This window comes from Actinomadura kijaniata NBRC 14229, from assembly GCF_001552175.1.
In the GTDB taxonomy this organism is placed as follows: domain Bacteria; phylum Actinomycetota; class Actinomycetes; order Streptosporangiales; family Streptosporangiaceae; genus Spirillospora; species Spirillospora kijaniata.
In genome coordinates this window covers 1-15,615 of sequence record NZ_BCQR01000229.1, presented here as the reverse complement: position 1 = coordinate 15,615, position 15,615 = coordinate 1, and the positions used below count along the sequence as shown (strand labels likewise).

At 72.9% G+C, this 15,615-nt stretch carries 21 protein-coding genes; 12 read left to right on the top strand and 9 right to left on the bottom strand.

Annotation, left to right across the window (positions count from 1 at the left end):
• The 3 genes from AKI01S_RS44825 to AKI01S_RS44815 all read left to right on the top strand — a co-directional run.
• Window positions 1–1,094: glycerol-3-phosphate dehydrogenase/oxidase (locus AKI01S_RS44825; protein ID WP_067832301.1), on the top strand; the 1,094-nt coding region annotated here is incomplete at its 5' end.
• A gap of 164 nt (window positions 1,095–1,258) precedes the next feature.
• Complete coding sequence (locus AKI01S_RS44820) at window positions 1,259–2,161, top strand: ferredoxin family protein (protein WP_245682049.1); 903 nt, start codon at window positions 1,259–1,261, stop codon at window positions 2,159–2,161.
• A 185-nt stretch (window positions 2,162–2,346) separates the two neighbouring features.
• Entirely contained in the window at window positions 2,347–2,643 is a 297-nt protein-coding gene (locus AKI01S_RS44815) for a WhiB family transcriptional regulator (RefSeq protein ID WP_081640018.1), read from the top strand.
• Between the two features lie 212 nt (window positions 2,644–2,855).
• On the opposite strand, the gene AKI01S_RS44810 is transcribed toward AKI01S_RS44815, so the two are convergent.
• The 3 genes from AKI01S_RS44810 to AKI01S_RS44800 form a co-directional block, all read right to left on the bottom strand.
• The gene (locus AKI01S_RS44810; RefSeq protein ID WP_067832294.1) at window positions 2,856–3,566 is read right to left on the bottom strand and encodes a phosphoribosyltransferase; all 711 of its coding nucleotides are present in this window, start codon (window positions 3,564–3,566) and stop codon (window positions 2,856–2,858) included.
• Between the two features lie 68 nt (window positions 3,567–3,634).
• Window positions 3,635–4,597 (bottom strand): phosphotriesterase family protein, encoded by a 963-nt coding sequence (locus AKI01S_RS44805; RefSeq protein WP_067832292.1) that lies wholly within the window; start codon window positions 4,595–4,597, stop codon window positions 3,635–3,637.
• Window positions 4,598–4,652: 55 nt separating this feature from the next.
• Window positions 4,653–5,762, bottom strand: coding sequence for a YihY/virulence factor BrkB family protein (locus AKI01S_RS44800; protein ID WP_245682048.1), 1,110 nt, complete (start codon window positions 5,760–5,762; stop codon window positions 4,653–4,655).
• Between the two features lie 220 nt (window positions 5,763–5,982).
• Here AKI01S_RS44800 and AKI01S_RS44795 point away from each other — a divergent pair, with 220 nt between their 5' ends.
• From AKI01S_RS44795 to AKI01S_RS44770, 6 genes are all read left to right on the top strand, one after another.
• On the top strand, window positions 5,983–6,171 hold the full coding sequence (locus AKI01S_RS44795; RefSeq protein ID WP_067832291.1) for a hypothetical protein: 189 nt from the start codon (window positions 5,983–5,985) through the stop codon (window positions 6,169–6,171).
• A gap of 297 nt (window positions 6,172–6,468) precedes the next feature.
• The gene (locus AKI01S_RS44790) at window positions 6,469–8,136 is read left to right on the top strand and encodes a nitrite/sulfite reductase (RefSeq protein ID WP_067832289.1); all 1,668 of its coding nucleotides are present in this window, start codon (window positions 6,469–6,471) and stop codon (window positions 8,134–8,136) included.
• 26 nt (window positions 8,137–8,162) lie between these two features.
• Window positions 8,163–8,327 carry an Insertion element protein gene (locus AKI01S_RS44785; protein ID WP_067832287.1) on the top strand — a complete coding sequence of 55 codons (165 nt, stop codon included), beginning with the start codon at window positions 8,163–8,165 and terminating at the stop codon, window positions 8,325–8,327.
• Window positions 8,324–9,034 carry a phosphoadenylyl-sulfate reductase gene (locus tag AKI01S_RS44780; protein ID WP_067832285.1) on the top strand — a complete coding sequence of 237 codons (711 nt, stop codon included), beginning with the start codon at window positions 8,324–8,326 and terminating at the stop codon, window positions 9,032–9,034. Before AKI01S_RS44785 ends, AKI01S_RS44780 begins: the two co-directional genes overlap by 4 nt.
• A complete protein-coding gene (locus tag AKI01S_RS44775; RefSeq protein WP_067832283.1) occupies window positions 9,016–9,786 on the top strand; it encodes a sirohydrochlorin chelatase in 771 nt (256 codons plus the stop codon). The genes AKI01S_RS44780 and AKI01S_RS44775 overlap by 19 nt, the downstream gene beginning before the upstream one ends.
• A gap of 28 nt (window positions 9,787–9,814) precedes the next feature.
• Entirely contained in the window at window positions 9,815–10,051 is a 237-nt protein-coding gene (locus AKI01S_RS44770) for a hypothetical protein (protein WP_067832281.1), read from the top strand.
• 4 nt (window positions 10,052–10,055) lie between these two features.
• Here the strand turns inward: AKI01S_RS44770 and AKI01S_RS44765 are convergent, their stop codons facing one another.
• On the bottom strand, window positions 10,056–10,469 hold the full coding sequence (locus tag AKI01S_RS44765) for a VOC family protein (RefSeq protein ID WP_067832279.1): 414 nt from the start codon (window positions 10,467–10,469) through the stop codon (window positions 10,056–10,058).
• Between the two features lie 36 nt (window positions 10,470–10,505).
• A complete protein-coding gene (locus tag AKI01S_RS44760) occupies window positions 10,506–10,940 on the bottom strand; it encodes a helix-turn-helix domain-containing protein (RefSeq protein WP_067832276.1) in 435 nt (144 codons plus the stop codon).
• 92 nt (window positions 10,941–11,032) lie between these two features.
• On the opposite strand from AKI01S_RS44760, the gene AKI01S_RS44755 reads away from it, so the two are divergent.
• Window positions 11,033–11,494: a hypothetical protein gene (locus AKI01S_RS44755; RefSeq protein WP_245682047.1), complete on the top strand. Its 462-nt coding sequence runs from the start codon at window positions 11,033–11,035 to the stop codon at window positions 11,492–11,494.
• Between the two features lie 4 nt (window positions 11,495–11,498).
• Here AKI01S_RS44755 and AKI01S_RS44750 read toward each other — a convergent pair whose 3' ends face one another.
• Window positions 11,499–12,125 carry a hypothetical protein gene (locus AKI01S_RS44750; RefSeq protein ID WP_067832274.1) on the bottom strand — a complete coding sequence of 209 codons (627 nt, stop codon included), beginning with the start codon at window positions 12,123–12,125 and terminating at the stop codon, window positions 11,499–11,501.
• A gap of 364 nt (window positions 12,126–12,489) precedes the next feature.
• Between AKI01S_RS44750 and AKI01S_RS44745 the strand changes: the two genes are divergently transcribed.
• Window positions 12,490–13,356 carry a helix-turn-helix domain-containing protein gene (locus AKI01S_RS44745; protein ID WP_067832272.1) on the top strand — a complete coding sequence of 289 codons (867 nt, stop codon included), beginning with the start codon at window positions 12,490–12,492 and terminating at the stop codon, window positions 13,354–13,356.
• An 8-nt stretch (window positions 13,357–13,364) separates the two neighbouring features.
• Here the strand turns inward: AKI01S_RS44745 and AKI01S_RS49945 are convergent, their stop codons facing one another.
• From AKI01S_RS49945 to AKI01S_RS44740, 3 genes are all read right to left on the bottom strand, one after another.
• Entirely contained in the window at window positions 13,365–13,571 is a 207-nt protein-coding gene (locus AKI01S_RS49945) for a DUF397 domain-containing protein (protein ID WP_084000862.1), read from the bottom strand.
• Between the two features lie 196 nt (window positions 13,572–13,767).
• Entirely contained in the window at window positions 13,768–14,043 is a 276-nt protein-coding gene (locus tag AKI01S_RS54785) for a DUF397 domain-containing protein (RefSeq protein WP_369688783.1), read from the bottom strand.
• Between the two features lie 98 nt (window positions 14,044–14,141).
• Window positions 14,142–14,753 (bottom strand): TetR/AcrR family transcriptional regulator, encoded by a 612-nt coding sequence (locus tag AKI01S_RS44740; RefSeq protein ID WP_067832270.1) that lies wholly within the window; start codon window positions 14,751–14,753, stop codon window positions 14,142–14,144.
• 133 nt (window positions 14,754–14,886) lie between these two features.
• Between AKI01S_RS44740 and AKI01S_RS44735 the strand changes: the two genes are divergently transcribed.
• The coding region (locus AKI01S_RS44735; RefSeq protein WP_067832268.1) for an SDR family NAD(P)-dependent oxidoreductase at window positions 14,887–15,615 on the top strand (729 nt) is incomplete at its 3' end.

Sequence of the window (15,615 nt, the reverse complement as noted above, 5' to 3'; positions counted from 1 at the left end):
CGCGCCGCCTGTCGGCGGTGGAGACCCTGCGGGCGGCCCCGGCGCTGCGCCCGCACGGCCTGCGCGGCGGGCTGCTGTCCTGGGACGGGCAGCTCGCCGACGACGCCCGCCTGGTCACCGCGGTCGCCCGCACCGCCGCCGCGCACGGCGCGCGGATCCTCACCCGCGTCCGGGCGCTGACCCTGGACGGCGACGGCGCCCAGGTCCGCGACGAGCTGACCGGCCGGGAGTTCGGCGTCCGCGCCCGCGCCGTGGTCAACGCCGCCGGCGTCTGGGCGGGCGGCCTGGTGGACGGGGTGACGCTGCGCCCCTCGCGCGGCACCCACCTGGTGGTGCGCGCCGAGACGCTGCGCGGCCTCACCACCGGGATGCACGTGCCGGTCCCCGGCTCGACCAGCCGTTTCCTGCTGGTGGTGCCGCAGGGCGACGGGCGCGTCTACATCGGCCTGACCGACGAGCCCGCCGACGGGCCGATCCCCGACGTCCCGGTGCCGACGCCCGCCGAGATCGGGTTCCTGCTGGACGTCCTGGGCTCGGCGCTGGACACGCCGGTCCGCCGCTCCGACGTGGTCGGCGCGTTCGCGGGGCTGCGCCCGCTGCTGGACGACGCCCGCGGCAGCACCGCCGACATCTCCCGCCGCCACGCGGTGCTGACCTCGCGGAACGGCGTGGTCACGATCGTCGGCGGCAAGCTGACCACCTACCGGCGGATGGCGCAGGACGCGGTGGACCGGGTGGTGGCGGAGCGCTCGCTGAGCGCGGGTCCGTGCCGCACCGCCCGGATCCCGCTGGTGGGCGCGGCCCCGCACGCCGCCCTCGGCGCGCTGGACGCCCCGGCCCGCCTGGTGCGGCGGTACGGCGCCGAGGCCCCGCTGCTGGCGGCGCTGGCCGAGCGGGACCCGTCCCTGCTGGAGCCGGTGGCGCCGGGCCTGCCCGTCCTGCGGGCCGAGCTGGCCTGGGCCGTCCGCCACGAGGGCGCGCTGGACGCCGCCGACCTGCTGGACCGCCGCACCCGGATCGGCCTGGTGGCGGCCGACCGCGCCGCCGCCCTCGCCACCGCCGAAGCGATCGCCGCCGCTCCCGTCCACCGATGAGTTTGGGTGTTTTGTCCTCGGGAACCGATCAGGTCCTCAGGCCGGAGTGCGGAAGATCAAGAGGGAGGGTATGAGGTGTGTCACCACCCGACACTGCACCGAAGTGCATTAGGTTAGCCTGACCTAATTCTCTATCGAGCGACGGGGGAGGATCGTTGGCACGGGTGAGCAGTTGCGACCACTGCCCGGGGAGCCACTCGGGCGAGCGGCCGTGCCTGGCCAGTGCCACCACCAAGGCCCGATCCTGGCTGCTGGTCGAGCACCCCGGCCCCTGGCCGGAGCGCGTCGAGCGGCTCACCGGGCCCGCCCCGATCGCCGAACTCGTCCGGGCCGCGCAGGCGGCGGGCGTGCGCCCGCAGCTGATCCGGCGCACCGGACGGCGTCGCGCCGTGCCGCCCGTGCAGGTGTACGCGGGCTACTCCCACGGCCACGACGTCTGGATGGAGGGACGCGAGTTCACCGACCTGTCCGAGCTGGCCGCCGTCGACCTGGCCGCGCTCGCGGCCGGACGCCGCGGCGTGCTGCCCGGCGGCGTCCCGGCCACCGAACCGGTGCTGCTGGTCTGCACGCACGGGCGGCGCAACGCTTGCTGCGCCCGCACCGGGGCGCCGCTGGCCCGCGGGCTGGCCGAGAGGTTCGGCGGCATGGTATGGGAGACCACCCACGTGGGCGGCGACCGGTACGCCGCCAACCTGGTGGCGCTGCCGCACGGCTTCTACTACGGAGACCTCGGACCCGCCGAGGCGGAGGCCGCCGCGCTGGCCTACCTGCGGGGCGAGGTGGCCCTGGAGCGGCTGCGCGGGCGGGCCGGGCTGCCCGAGGCGGCACAGGCCGCCGAGCACCACGTGCGCGCGCACTCGGGGGCGCTCGGGGTGGACGAGGTGACCGTGGAATCCGTCACGGGAACATCTCCGTACCAAGCGGTCGTTAGTACCCGTGGAAGTCGTTACCGGGTCGTCGTGGAACGCGATGCGGCACCCCACGGTTGTGGCTCCGAGTGCCAAGAGAAGACCGAGACCTACTTTGTTAGGGACCTCACCCTTCTCAACGAGGCAGCCCTCGTGTAACCTCCTGGAGGCCCCATTCGCGGGGCGTCCGCCGCACGACCCCAGTTACGGAGAACCGGACGGGGAACAGAGCGGCAACTCCAGACGTTGGAACTTTCGGCGCGGCTGACGCATGTCCCCGTTAAGCACGCCGAGCGTCCTCGTCCGCAAAATTGCTCAGCAAAACCAACCAAGGTGGGTGTTCCATGGCTCAGGTACGTCGGCAGGCAAACCTCCCTCGTCCCTCGTGGGGCTGGCAGGACGCCGCGGCGTGCCGGGGGGAAGACCTCGTGCTCTTCTTCGGCCCCGACGGCGAGCGTCAGCCCGAGCGCGAGATCCGGGAGCGCAAGGCCAAGCAGATCTGCATGGGCTGTCCCGTGCGCAGCGAGTGCCTTGACTACGCGGTCTCCCGGCCCGAGAAGTACGGTACGTGGGGCGGTCTGAACGAGGACGAGCGCGCCTCCGAGCGTCGTCGCCGGATGCGTCGCGCGAACGCCGCCTAGTCGACCGGGCCCGCCTGTAGGGGTTCGTCACCCGAAGGCTCCCATCGCCTACCCCGGTACGCCACCGAAAACGTTACGGCCCCGCTCTGCGGGGCCGTTTGCGTGCCCGCGGGGAAATGCCGCGGACAGGCTTCGCGAATACCGTAGACGAGCCCGACGCGGGGGCTAATTCCAAAAATCCGGAGGGACCATTCCCGTCCCCTCCCAAAGGACTAGTCACCGGTGTGGGCGCGTTTCAGCCAGCCGAGCACGTCGGCGTCCGAAAGCTGCCCGAAGTCGCGGTACCACTGCCCCACCGCGCGGAACACCGCCGGGGCGGCCGGGACCACGACCTCGTCGGCCTCCCCCGCCAGGGCCCGCACGGTGTCCCGCGCGCCGACCGGGACGGCCAGCACGGTGCGGGAGGGCCGGTGCTCGCGGACCGCGCGCAGGGCCGCGCGGGCGGTGCCCCCGGTGGCCAGGCCGTCGTCCACCACGACCACGTCGCGCCCGGCCAGCCCGGGCGGCGGGCGGTCGCCCCGGTAGACCGCGACGCGGCGGGCCAGCTCGGCGCGTTCGGCGGCGACGACCTCGGCCAGGTCGTCCGGCGTCAGGCCGAGCCGCCGCATCAGCTGCGCGTCGAACACCGGCTCGCCGCCCTCGGCGAGCGCTCCCACGCCCAGCTCCGGCTGTGGCGGATAGCCGATCTTGCGGGTGACCAGCACGTCCAGCGCGGCGGGGCGGCCGGGCTCCCCCAGCCGCCGGGCGATCTCGTACGCCACGGGGACGCCGCCCCTGGGCAGCGCCAGCACCACCGGCGCGCGCAGCCGCAGCGGCACCAGCCACCCGGCCAGCACCCGCCCCGCCTCGGCGCGGTCGACGTAGGGCAACCGGACGGTCTCCGAAGCCGTCCCGGGCGCGCTCTGTGTGTTGTCGCCGGTCATGTCGCCTCCCCGGCTGATGGGGCCGGTCGACGACTGCCCTACCCAGTCTGGGCCCGATCTCGCCCCGATCAGGCGGGCGAACCCGCCGTCAACCAGCGCAAAGGGTTGTCGTGCAGGATGCCGGTCAGGGTGGCCTCGTCGGCTCCGGCGGCGCGCAGGGCGGGCAGGAAGCGGTCGAACAGGTACCCGTAGCCGTCGCCGCCGTAGCGGCGCAGCCGCGCCATCCGCGCGACGCCGGTGCTGAGCAGGACCCGGTCGGCGTGCCCGGCGTCCAGCAGCTCCATGACGTTGCGGACCAGGGTCTCCAGCGCGGCGGGGTCGTCCCCGGCCAGGCCGACCGCGCCGAACGACACGTACGCGCCCGACTCGGCGATCTTGCGGTGGGCGGCCGGGTCGTCGACCCGGTCCTGCTGGCCGACCGCGATCCGGGCGGGGTCCAGCCCCGCGCCGGTGAGGATCTCCAGCAGGGCCAGCCCGCAGCGGCCGTGCGTGGCCACCGACAGCCCCGAGTAGCGGGCGGCCTGGGCGGCGCCGCGCAGGCAGCGCTCCTCGGCCTCGCCGGGGGCCGCCTCCAGGGTGCCGACCTCGCCGATCACCCCGGGCAGCGAGCTGGTGCCGTCCATGCCGAAGCCGATCTCGGCGAGCAGCCGCTCGGCGATCTGCTCGACGGAGGCGTCGCCGACCGAGGAGGGGTGGAACGGCCCGGCGAACATCCCGGTCCCGGCGACCACCGCGACCCGCGCCCCGGCCGACATCCGCGCCAGCGCGGCGGCGTTGCGGCCCATGCCCGAGCAGGTGAGGTCGACGACCAGGCCGAGGTCGTGGTCGGCGCGCAGCGCCGCCAGCTCGGCGGTGACGGGCTTCTCCTCGTCCAGCCAGCGGCGGGGGTCGGAGTCCAGCAGCCGGGGGTGGGCGGGCCAGCGCAGGTCGAGCCCCAGGTGCTCGTGCGGCAGCACCGCACCGGTGATCGCGGACATCGGGATCGTTCCGGTCACGGTGCGCAGCCGGCCGGTCTCCTCGCCAGGGGTCATAGCAGGCGAGATTACGACATGTTTAGCGTTTTTCTGCCGATTCGGGGGTTTGTTTTTACCCGTCGGCGCGGGGGTGCGGTTCCGGTTCGGCGGCGCGCACGGCGCGGGCGCGGGCGGTCCCGGCACTCGGCCAGCGGCGGTCGATCTCGGCGTTCAGCGCCGCGCCGATCAGCACCGCCAGCGCCGCCACGTACAGCCAGGCCAGCACGGCGATCGGGGCCGACAGCGACCCGTACACCGACACCCCGCTCAGCGAGCCGGTCAGGTACACCCGCAGCGCGACGCTGCCGCCGATCCAGATCAGCAGCGCCACGACCGCCCCCGGCAGCTCGCGCCACCAGGCCGTCCGCACCGGAACGCTCAGGTGGTACATCAGCGCCAGGAACACCACCGCCAGGGTCACCAGCACCGGCCAGTAGAGCATCTGCACCAACTCGGCGCCCTCCGGCAGCACCCGGCGCACCAGCGCGGGCCCGGCCACCAGCGGCGGCAGCACCACCACCGTCATGACCAGCCCCAGCAGGTAGAGGAAGAACGCCCGCAGCCGGGTGCGGACCACGCCGCGCACGCCCGACAGGCCGTAGGAGATGGTGATGGTGTCGACGTAGACGTTGGTGGCGCGCGACCCGGCCCACAGCGACAGCAGGAACCCGGCCGACACCAGGTCGGGCCGCCCGCCCTTGATCACCTCGTCGATCAGCGGGACGACGACCGAGTCCACGGCCGGCGCGGTCAGCACGGTCTGCGCCTGCGCCACCACCCAGGTGCGGATCTCGGTGACGGTGTCGGCCCCGAGCACGCCGCGCAGGTAGCCCATGGTGGCGACCAACCCCAGCACCAGCGGCGGCAGCGACAGCAGCGCGAAGAACGCCGCCTCGGCCGCCAGCCCGGTGACGCGGTGCCGGAACCCCGCCACCGCCGTCGCCCGGGTGAGCTCCCACAGGACGGCCAGGGCGCGCCGCAGGACCGCGCCCAGCCGCGCCGGGTACCGGAGGGCGGGGTGGCGCGCCAGACGGAGCCCGAGACGGCGCGCGCGGAGGCGCACGGAGCGGACGGGCCGTCCCCGGCCGCGCCGGTCGGTCCCCGCCTCCCCCGCGGCCGGTGCGCCCGGGGCGTCACCGGCCGGGGCGTCCGCCATGCCGTCGGCGCCGGAAACGGTCGTCATCGCGCACCACGGTAGAGCGTTACCCGCCCGGAACATGTCCGATCGCCCATTTCTCCGTCGCGTTCCGCGCGTCGGCCCTCCGATTCACGCACGATCCGTCACCCTTGTCGCGTTCCTCACATCACGGCCCTCACCGGATGGGACGGGCCGGGCCGCCGGACGGCTCATGATCGTTTCCTCGGGGCGGCATGAACCCCCGGCGATCGGTGACAATGAAGGCATGATCTGCGCGTCCTGCCGGGCCCGCCGCCACGAGGAGTGCCCTGCTCGCACCCGTGGCGGCTCCTGGTGCGACTGCCAGCACCTGCCCGGCTCCGCCGTCCCGGAGGACCGCCGGACGCCCGCCGCGCCGGGGCTCCGCGACGGCGGGGAGCCCGAGCCGGGGGTCAACTGGAAGCGCCAGGGGTGAGCCGGGGATGAGCCATCTCACCCGTCCGCATGCCGGACGCAACTGGACAGCCCACGGAATCGCATGTCAGAGTGCAGGCATGACTGCTGTGGAGGATCCGTTGCTGGTGATGCGCCGGCACGTCGACTTCCTCCGCGTACGCAGCGCGATCTGTCTGTGACGCCCTGACCACGCCCCACCCCCAGGGCGCGTGGCGCATCGGCGTCACCACCGACACACTCCTGCTCAGCGTCGAGCCGGCCGTCCGCGACCGCCGGTGCGTTACGCGTCCCCATGACGAACTGATGAGGACGCGCCGTGCCACCTGCCACCAGACCAGCCGCCGCCAGGCGCAAGCGCGGCGAGGGCCAGTGGGCCCTCGGTTACCGCGAGCCCCTGAACAAGAACGAGGAGAACAAGAAGAACGACGACGGGCTCAACGTCCGCGACCGGATCATCGGGATCTACTCCAAGGCGGGCTTCGACTCGATCGACCCGGCCGACCTGCGCGGCCGGTTCCGCTGGTACGGGCTCTACACCCAGCGCAAGCCCGGCATCGACGGCGGCAAGACCGGTTCGCTGCCCGACGAGGAGCTCGACGACCGCTACTTCATGCTGCGGGTCCGCGTCGACGGCGGCCAGCTCTCCGCCGAGCAGACCCGGGTGATCGCCGACATCTCCACCCGGTACGCGCGCGGCACCGCCGACGTGACCGACCGGCAGAACATCCAGTACCACTGGATCCGGATCGAGGACGTCCCGGCGATCTGGGAGGCCCTGGAGTCGGTCGGCCTGTCGACGATGGAGGCGTGCGGCGACACCCCGCGCGTGATCATCGGCTGTCCGCTGGCCGGGATCGCCGCCGACGAGGTGCTCGACGCGACCCCGCAGATCCGCGAGGTCCACGACCGGTACATCGGGTCGCCGGAGTTCTCCAACCTGCCGCGCAAGTTCAAGTCCGCGTTCTCCGGGTGCACCGCGCACTGCACCGTCCACGAGATCAACGACGTGGCGTTCGTCGGCGTGGTCAACGACGCGGGCGAGGTCGGCTACCAGGCGTTCGTCGGCGGCGGGCTGTCCACCAACCCGATGTTCGCCCAGAGCCTCGGGGTGTTCGTCAAGCCCGAGCAGGCGCACGAGGTCTGGAAGGGCATCATCTCGATCTTCCGGGACTACGGGTACCGGCGGCTGCGGCACCGCGCCCGGATCAAGTTCCTGGTCGCCGACTGGGGCGTGGCGAAGTTCCGGGAGGTGCTGGAGAAGGAGTACCTGGGCTACGCGCTGCCCGACGGCCCCGACCCGGCGCCGCCGCTGCCCCGCCGCGACCACGTGGGGATCCACCCGCAGAAGGACGGCCGCTTCTACGTCGGGTTCGCCCCCCGCGTGGGCCGCGTCAACGGCGAGCTGCTCGGCACGATCGCCGACCTGGCCGAACGGTACGGCTCGGGCCGCATCCGCACCACCGCCGAGCAGAAGCTCGTGATCCTCGACGTGCCCGAGGAGAACACCGAGGCCCTCGCCGCCGCGCTGGCCGAGCACGACCTCCAGGTGCGGCCCTCCACGTTCCGCCGCCAGACGATGGCCTGCACCGGCATCGAGTACTGCAAGCTGGCGATCGTCGAGACCAAGCAGCGCGCCTCGGACCTGATCGACGAGCTGGAGAAGCGGCTGCCCGACTTCGACCAGCCCCTGACGATCAACGTCAACGGCTGCCCCAACGCCTGCGCCCGCATCCAGGTCGCCGACATCGGCCTGAAGGGCCAGCTGGTGGTGGACGAGGACGGCGCGCAGGTGGAGGGCTTCCAGATCCACCTGGGCGGGCAGGTCGGCGCCTCGTTCGGCAAGAAGGTCCGCGGCCTGAAGACCACCTCGGCCGGGCTGACCGACTACGTCGAGCGGGTCGTGCGCCGCTACGACGCCCAGCGCCGGCAGGGCGAGACGTTCGCCCAGTGGGTCCAGCGCGCCGACGACACCGACCTGAAGTAGCCCCGGGCGGACAGAAGGATCTTGGAATGAGCGAACGTGCCGCGCCGTTCTACTGCCCGTACTGCGGAGAGGAGCGCCTGGTCCCCCGCGAGGAGGAGGGCACCTGGTTCTGCCAGGACTGCGTCCGCTCCTTCCGCCTGAAGTTCCTCGGGGTTGGAGCCCCCCAGCCGACGAAGGAGAACCCCCGGTGACCCTGCTGGAGACCGACAGACCGACCCTCGACCTGGAAGACATCGTCGAGTCCGCCGCGATCGCCCTGGAGGGCGCGCCCGCGTTGGAGGTGATCCGGTGGGCGGCGGCGACGTTCGGCGACCGGATCTGCCTGACCTCCTCGATGTCGGACGCCGCGCTGATCCACCTGGTGTCGAAGGTGAAGCCCGGCATCGACGTGCTGTTCGTCGACACCGGCTACCACTTCGCCGAGACGATCGGCACCCGCGACGCGGTCGAGGCCGTGTACCCCGTCAACGTCATCAACGTGACGCCGTCGCGGACCGTCGCGGAGCAGGAGGCCGCGCTCGGCCCGCGCCTGTACGGGCGCAACCCCGACCTGTGCTGCCACCTGCGCAAGGTGGAGCCGCTGGGCCGGGCGCTGGAGGGCTACATGGCCTGGTTCAGCGGGATCCGGCGGGACGAGACCGCCAGCCGCCGCGGCCGCCGGGTCGTCGAGTGGGACCGGCGCCGCGGGATGGTCAAGGTCAACCCGATCCTGGACTGGACCCAGCAGGACATGGACAACTACATGGCCGATAACGGCGTCCTGGTGAACCCCCTGCACTACGAGGGCTACCCCTCGATCGGCTGCGCCCCGTGCACCCGCCCGGTCGCGCCCGGCGAGGACCCGCGCAGCGGCCGGTGGTCGGGGACGGGCAAGACCGAATGCGGGATCCACCTGTGACCGTCCCGGCCCCGCCGATGGTGGCGGTGGCGCACGGGAGCAGGGACCCGCGCGCCGCCGCCACCGTCGCCGAACTGCTGGACGCCGTCCGGGCCCGCCGCCCGGACGCGCCGGTCCACGCCTCGTTCCTGGACCACGCCCCGCCGGCGCCGGACCGCGTCCTGGACGCCCTGGCGTCGCAGGGCGCGGACCGGGCGGTGGTGCTGCCGCTGCTGCTGACGGCCGCCTACCACAGCAAGACCGACATCCCGGGCGCGCTGGCGCAGGTGCGCCGCCGCCATCCCCGCCTGGCGCTGCACACGGCCGCGACGCTGGGCCCGCACCCGCTGCTGACCGCCGCCCTGGAACGCCGCCTCGCCGAGGCGGGCGTGGCGCCCGGCGACCCCGGCACCGCCGTGGTGCTGGTGGCGGCGGGCTCCAGCGACCCGGCCGCCAACGCGACGATCGGGGCGATGGCGCGGCGGTGGCGGTCGCGGGGCTGGCGCGGGGTCGTCCCGGCGTACGCGTCGGCGGCGCGCCCCACGCCCGCCGAGGCCGTCGCCGCGCTGCTGGACGCGGGCACGCCGCGCGTGGCGGTCGCCTCCTACTTCCTCGCGCCCGGCCACTTCGCCGACAAGGTGCGGCGCGAGACCCTGGCGGCCGGGGCGCACGCGGTGTCGCCGGTGCTGGGCGCGGCCCCGGAGATCGCGGAGCTGGTGCTGCGCCGCTACGACGAGGCGTGCGTCCCGGTCGGCGCCCGTGCGGCCGGTTGAGCCGCGCCGTGCGGGTATGCCAGGCGGTATGAGTGATCGCGAGCAGCCGGGCCACGAGCCCGCGGAGACCCACGACAAGGAGTTCGCCCCGGTGACGCGGGGCGGGGACGCGCGGGGGCGGACCGTCCCCGGGGAGCGCGGCGGCGAGGACGTCAGCGGCACCGGCGTGCCGGGCGTGGACTCCGGGCGCGCCGACTCGTTCCCGCCGGACGAGGAGGGCGTCCGCGAGGCCGAGCGCCACGACGACACCCGCGACTCCGGCTGACGGCCTACTTCACCTGGGTCAGGCGGATCTGGTTGCCCGAGGGGTCGCGGAACCCGGAGTCGATGCCGTAGGGGCGCTCCTCGGGCTTCTCGACGAACTCCACACCGCGCGCGCTGAGCTCCCGGTAGGAGGCGTGGCAGTCGTCGGTGGTCAGGAAGACGGTCCCGGCGTACCCCTTGGCCATCACCTCGCGGAGCTGCTCGGCGCTCCGGTCGTCCAGCATGGGCGGCCCGGGGACGCCCATCAGCACGATGCCGACGTCGGGCTGGTCGGCGGGCCCGACGACCAGCCAGCGGAAGCCGCCCATCTCCGGCATCGTCACGTCGGTGCGGACCTCCATGCCGAGCTTCCCGGTGTAGAACTCCAGCGCGGCGTCCTGGTCGTGCACCCAGAGCTGCGCGTGGGCGAACCTGATCATCGTTTCCTCCCGGTGGGTCCTGGTTCACCGCTCACGCTATTGAGGCGGCCGGGCGGCGTCCTCTCGAAACGTCCGGTGTTGGGGGCGGCCGTGGAAGCGCAGCACGCACGCGGGCACCCGGGCCTGGTCGGAGGCGGGCGGGAAGGCGGCCCGGTAGGCGGTCGGCGTCATCCCGTACATGCGGGCGAAGCTGCCGGTGAACGATCCGACGCTGGTCAGCCCGACCCGGCAGCAGACGTCGGCGACCGTCCAGTCGGTGGTGCGCAGCAGCGCGGCGGCGCGTTCCAGCCGCCGGGTCAGCAGGTAGGCGTGCGGCGTGACGCCGAACGCCAGGCGGAAGCGTTCGCTGAAGTGCCCGCGTGACAGCCCCGCCGCGCGGGCGAGGTCGGCGACGGTCAGCGGCTCGGCGTACCGCGCGTCGGCCAGGTCCCTGGCCCGCAGCAGGTGTCGTGCGGGAGGAAGGGGCGCCATGGTCCGAGTATCACGGCGGCCGGTGACATTCTCACGAAGGGCGGTGACACCCGGCCCTGGTCGCCGCGCCCGTTCTGGCAGAGCCTGGGGGCATGACGGAACAGCAGTGGAACACGGTCCCCTCCCGCCCGGCCCCCGAGGCCGCGACTCCCCCGGCCCGCCGCCGCGTGCTGAACCGCCGCTTCGCGCTGCACTACGCGGAGATGGTGGCGTCGATGTTCGCGGGCATGCTGGTGTTCGGCGGCCTGTGGTCGAGCGGCCTGGCCCTGTTCGGCCGCCCGGAGGTCCTGGCGCGCGACGACGTGGGGTCGCTGGTGATGGCGACGACGATGAGCGCGGGGATGGCGGTGTGGATGCGCTACCGGCGGCACGGCTGGGGGCCGATCGCCGAGATGTGCGCGGCGATGTACGCGTCGTTCGCGATCCTGTTCCCGCCGCTGTGGGCGGGCCTGATGGACGGCGGGACGGTCATGATGCTGGGGCACGTCCTGATGTTCCCGGCGATGCTGGCGGTGATGCTGCGCCGCCCGGAGGAGTACTCCCACCGGCACTGAGGCCTCAGGAGGCGGCCTCGACGACGGCCATGACCGACGGCACGTGCACGAACACCCGATGCCGGCGCTCGCCGACGAGGACGCTGTACCCGAACCGGTAGGCGTCGGTGTCGATCCCGTCGTACCCGTGCCGCACGACCCCCCGGTAGATGTCCTCGGACACCCCGAGCACCAGCGGCGCCTCGACGGCGCGCAGCAGCCCCTTCAACCGGGGGGCGTCCAGCATCCGGCACGCCACGTCGACGGCCTCGCCGAAGCAGCCGTTCCCGTCCAGGTGGACCTCCCCGGCGTGCACCGCCGCCCGCAGCCGCAGCCCGCGCCGCGCCCGTTCCCCCGGCGGCAGCTCCAGGTCGTGGTCGGCCAGCAGCCGCACCAGCTCGGGCACCAGCCGCGACAGCAGATGCGACTTGGGCACCTGATCGACGGGCCGCAGCAACGCCAGAACACCGTCGCCCCGGTCCTCCAGCGGGTCCAGGAAGCGTTCCTCGATCCCGGCGAACGCCATCGCCCGCGCGAGGAATCCGTAGAGCCGGTCGCGCAGTTCCTGCCTGATGGGGTTGGTTCGCAGCGCACTCGTGGAACGCTCGATGTCGAGCACCAGAATGCTCCTGTAGACAGGAAGGCTGCTCACGGCGCCGCTCCAATCCTGTCCACCACACCCCGAAGGCGGCGGACGGAAATCGGCGAATCCCACGATCCCGGCGAACGCCAAGGGGGACGCGCCTACAGTGTCGGGGAAGAAAGGTGATCATGCAAGGTGCACGGCCACGTGCACACCGATCGGAAAGACAGATCTGTCCGCCGAGCGGGAATACCATCACACACACCGCTCGCATTCGAAGAGGACGGAAGACTTCCGCGCCGGACGCGTTTAGGATCGCGGTGAGTCCGCTCTCGATGTCGTGCAATTTGCAGAGCAATCCGCAAGTCGCCGTTCAGCGACCGGTACGGCCTCGCCGGGGGAGAACGCCGACCCGCCGAGCCAGGGAGGCGCCATGCCAGCCGCTCCGACCGTCCGCCGCCGGCGTCTCGGCGCCGAGCTGCGCCGCCTCCGGGAACGCATGGGCCTCACGGCCGAGGAGATCGCCACCCGGCTGGACTGGTCCCCCTCCAAGCTGAGCCGTATCGAGAACGCCCGCATCGGCGTGCGCGTGTCCGACGTCCGCCTGCTGCTGGAGCTCTACGAGGTCGACGAGCGGCACGTGGGCGAACTGCTGGCCCTGGCGCACGCCGCCACCCAGCAGGGGTGGTGGGCGGCTTACGAGAAGGATCTGATGCCGGGGTTCGCGAGATTCGTGGCGCTGGAGGACGAGGCCGACTCCTCATCGAACTACGTCACCTACACCGTTCCGGGGCTGCTGCAGAGCGAGGAGTACGCCCATTACGTGCTGGACAGCAGTCGCAGCGCCTTTCCGGCCATCTCCCCCCAGAAAGTGAACCGGCGGCTGGAGGTGCGGATGCGGCGCCAGCAGTCGCTGTTCCGGGATCCTCCGCTGCGTTTCTCGGCGGTCATCGACGAGTCGGTGCTGATGCGCTCCGTCGGCGACCGCGAGACGATGCGGCGGCAGCTGGTCAGGCTCGCCGAGCTGGCCGACCTGCCGAACGTGGATCTGCACGTCCTGCCGTTGCGGAACCCGCGCACCCCGGTGTTCGGCGACGACTTCACCCTGCTGCGCTTCTCCCCCGCCTACGAGGTGATGTTCCCCGAGGTCCTCTACATCGACAACCTGAGCGAGCACAGCGAGCACCAGGACGAGGAGCTCACCTACTTCTACCGCCTGGCGTGGGACAGCCTGCGTTCGAGCGCGCTGTCCCACGCCGAGTCGACCGACCGCGTCATCAGGGCGGCCGAGGAGATCTGAGCCTCGCCTCACCCTCCGGCCGGGGAGGCTCCGTCCCGTAGCGACGACAGCAGGGCCGCGAACTCCGTGCTGGAGAAGCGCAGGACGGGCCCGTCCGGGCCGCGTTTGGTGTCCCGGACGGCGACACCGGGCGACGTCGGCGCGAGCTCGACGCAGTTGTTGGCCCCCGTACAGAACGAGCTGCGCTTCCATGACAGATCGCGGCTAGAGTCCACAGGTCTCCCTCTCGTCTCTCCTGCAACACGAGACGCCGCAGAGCTCCCGGAACCCCGCTGGACCAATCGTCTCGGGACGAGTCCTGCCCGCCATAACGATCTTCATAAACCGGAAGGAGGCCAATCTAGCACGCCGGCTACATTCTGCATCCGGTACCGGACGGATTGTTGCGGCTCCCGCCTCGAATACCGGGGATCAGCCCGAGGGCTCCCTCAACCGCCGGCACAGGGAGCGCAGATCATCGCACGACAGGGGGAGGGACGGCCCCGCCGCGCCCTGCCCGGCGTCCCGGACGGCAAGTCGTGAGCCGGACTCCCGGGCCACCTCGACACAATTGGAATCATTAAGACAGTGGGAACTCCTCCGCCACTGCCGAACGCGCGATTTCCGCAAACCAGTCCGCCTTCCATACGAGCTTCGGCCCCACCGACAAGGCCGAGCATCACACCGGGAATTCGAGCGGCATGACACGGCGTCCGCCGCCACCCATGCTCGCACCGCATTCCGGTTCACGACAGGAAGCCGACGCTTTCGCGGCGGGAAGTCGACACTGTCGGGCGTCGTCCCTTTCACTTCCGTTCGCGGCGGTCGGAGAAATCGAGGAGCAGGCGGATCAGGGACGGCAGGGCGTTGGCGGAGAGGGCGGGGTCCATCGCCCTTCGCAGGCCCAGGCCGATGCCCAGGCTCAGGAGGGCGTCGGCCAGTTCGGCGGTGGGGAGCGGGAGGGTCAGGTCGCGGCGGCGGGCCTCCTCCTCCAGGAGCAGGCGCAGGGCGCCGGACCACGCGCGGCCGCCCTGCGCCACCCGGTCGCGCAGGGCCGGGTCGCGGCGGGCCGCGTGGATCGCGAACTCCGCCTCCAGCAGGGTCCAGCCGGGGTCGCCGATGGTGCGCTCGCTCCAGGCCGTGAACGCCGCCAGCCGCTCCTCGCCCGAGCCCTCGCCCCGGAACGCCTCGAAGATCCGCTGGACGTGCTCGGCGCGGACCGCCTCGATGACGGCGTGGCAGAGCTCGTCCTTGGTGGCGAAGTTCGAGTAGACCGCCCCCTTGGAGAACCCGGCCGCCTCGGCGACCTTCTCCATGGTGGTGGCGTGGTAGCCGTCGCGCAGGAACAGCCGCCGGGCCGTGGCCAGCAGCAGCTCGCGGGTCCTCGCCTGGCTCTCGGCCCTGGTCAGTCGCGCCATGCCCCCAGCCTAGCGACCGGCGGTATCCGAACGCGGAGTGACGGAACCCACGCTGGTCGGGCCGGTAAACGACTATTGACGTTCCATCCAACTTCCAAATACCTTCGGTATCCGAATTACCGAGGGAGTCGGCATGGGATATCCCGTCGTGGCGCGCGCGGGCGCGGTCGTGGCGATCACCGGGGGCGCGCGGGGCATCGGGCGGGCCGCGGCCGAGGCGCTGGCCGCGCGCGGGGCGCGGGTGTGGATCGGGGACCGGGACGAGGAACGCGCGCGCCGGACCGCCGAGGAGACCGGGGTGCGGGCCTTCGGGGTGGACGTGAGCGACCGGGCGTCGTTCGCGGCGTTCCTGGCGGCGGTCGAGGCGGCCGAGGGCCCGGTGGACATCCTGGTCAACAACGCCGGGATCATGCCCCTCGGGCCGTTCCTGGACGAGCCGGACGCCGTCAGCGCCGCCACGCTGGACGTCAACGTCCGGGGCCTCGTCAACGGCATGCGGCTCGCGCTGCCCGGCATGGTGGAGCGCGGCCGCGGCCACGTCGTCAACGTCGCCTCCATGGCGGGCAGGCTGCCGTTCGCCGGGATGGCCGTCTACAACGCCAGCAAGTACGCGGCGGTCGGGCTGTCGCTGGCCGTGCGCGAGGAGGTCGCCCCGGCCGGGGTCAGCGTCAGCGCCGTCCTGCCGGCGGCCGTGCGGACCGGGCTGACCGAGGGCGTGCGGCTGGGCGGCGGGCTGCCGACGGTCGATCCCGCGCGGGTCGCCGAGGCGATCGTGCGCAGCTGCGTCGGGCGGCGCGCCGAGTACCCGGTGCCGGGCTGGCTCGCGGCGGCGCCGCCGGCGCTCGCCCTCACGCCCGAGCCG

Coding starts and splice junctions, on each gene's coding strand:
- AKI01S_RS44815 (WP_081640018.1), top strand. CDS start 2,347: ATGGCTCAGGTACGTCGGCAGGCAAACCTCCCTCGTCCCTCGTGGGGC.
- AKI01S_RS44810 (WP_067832294.1), bottom strand. CDS start 3,566: ATGACCGGCGACAACACACAGAGCGCGCCCGGGACGGCTTCGGAGACC.
- AKI01S_RS44805 (WP_067832292.1), bottom strand. CDS start 4,597: ATGACCCCTGGCGAGGAGACCGGCCGGCTGCGCACCGTGACCGGAACG.
- AKI01S_RS44800 (WP_245682048.1), bottom strand. CDS start 5,762: ATGACGACCGTTTCCGGCGCCGACGGCATGGCGGACGCCCCGGCCGGT.
- AKI01S_RS44795 (WP_067832291.1), top strand. CDS start 5,983: ATGATCTGCGCGTCCTGCCGGGCCCGCCGCCACGAGGAGTGCCCTGCT.
- AKI01S_RS44785 (WP_067832287.1), top strand. CDS start 8,163: ATGAGCGAACGTGCCGCGCCGTTCTACTGCCCGTACTGCGGAGAGGAG.
- AKI01S_RS44775 (WP_067832283.1), top strand. CDS start 9,016: ATGCGGGATCCACCTGTGACCGTCCCGGCCCCGCCGATGGTGGCGGTG.
- AKI01S_RS44770 (WP_067832281.1), top strand. CDS start 9,815: ATGAGTGATCGCGAGCAGCCGGGCCACGAGCCCGCGGAGACCCACGAC.
- AKI01S_RS44765 (WP_067832279.1), bottom strand. CDS start 10,469: ATGATCAGGTTCGCCCACGCGCAGCTCTGGGTGCACGACCAGGACGCC.
- AKI01S_RS44760 (WP_067832276.1), bottom strand. CDS start 10,940: ATGGCGCCCCTTCCTCCCGCACGACACCTGCTGCGGGCCAGGGACCTG.
- AKI01S_RS44755 (WP_245682047.1), top strand. CDS start 11,033: ATGACGGAACAGCAGTGGAACACGGTCCCCTCCCGCCCGGCCCCCGAG.
- AKI01S_RS44745 (WP_067832272.1), top strand. CDS start 12,490: ATGCCAGCCGCTCCGACCGTCCGCCGCCGGCGTCTCGGCGCCGAGCTG.
- AKI01S_RS44740 (WP_067832270.1), bottom strand. CDS start 14,753: ATGGCGCGACTGACCAGGGCCGAGAGCCAGGCGAGGACCCGCGAGCTG.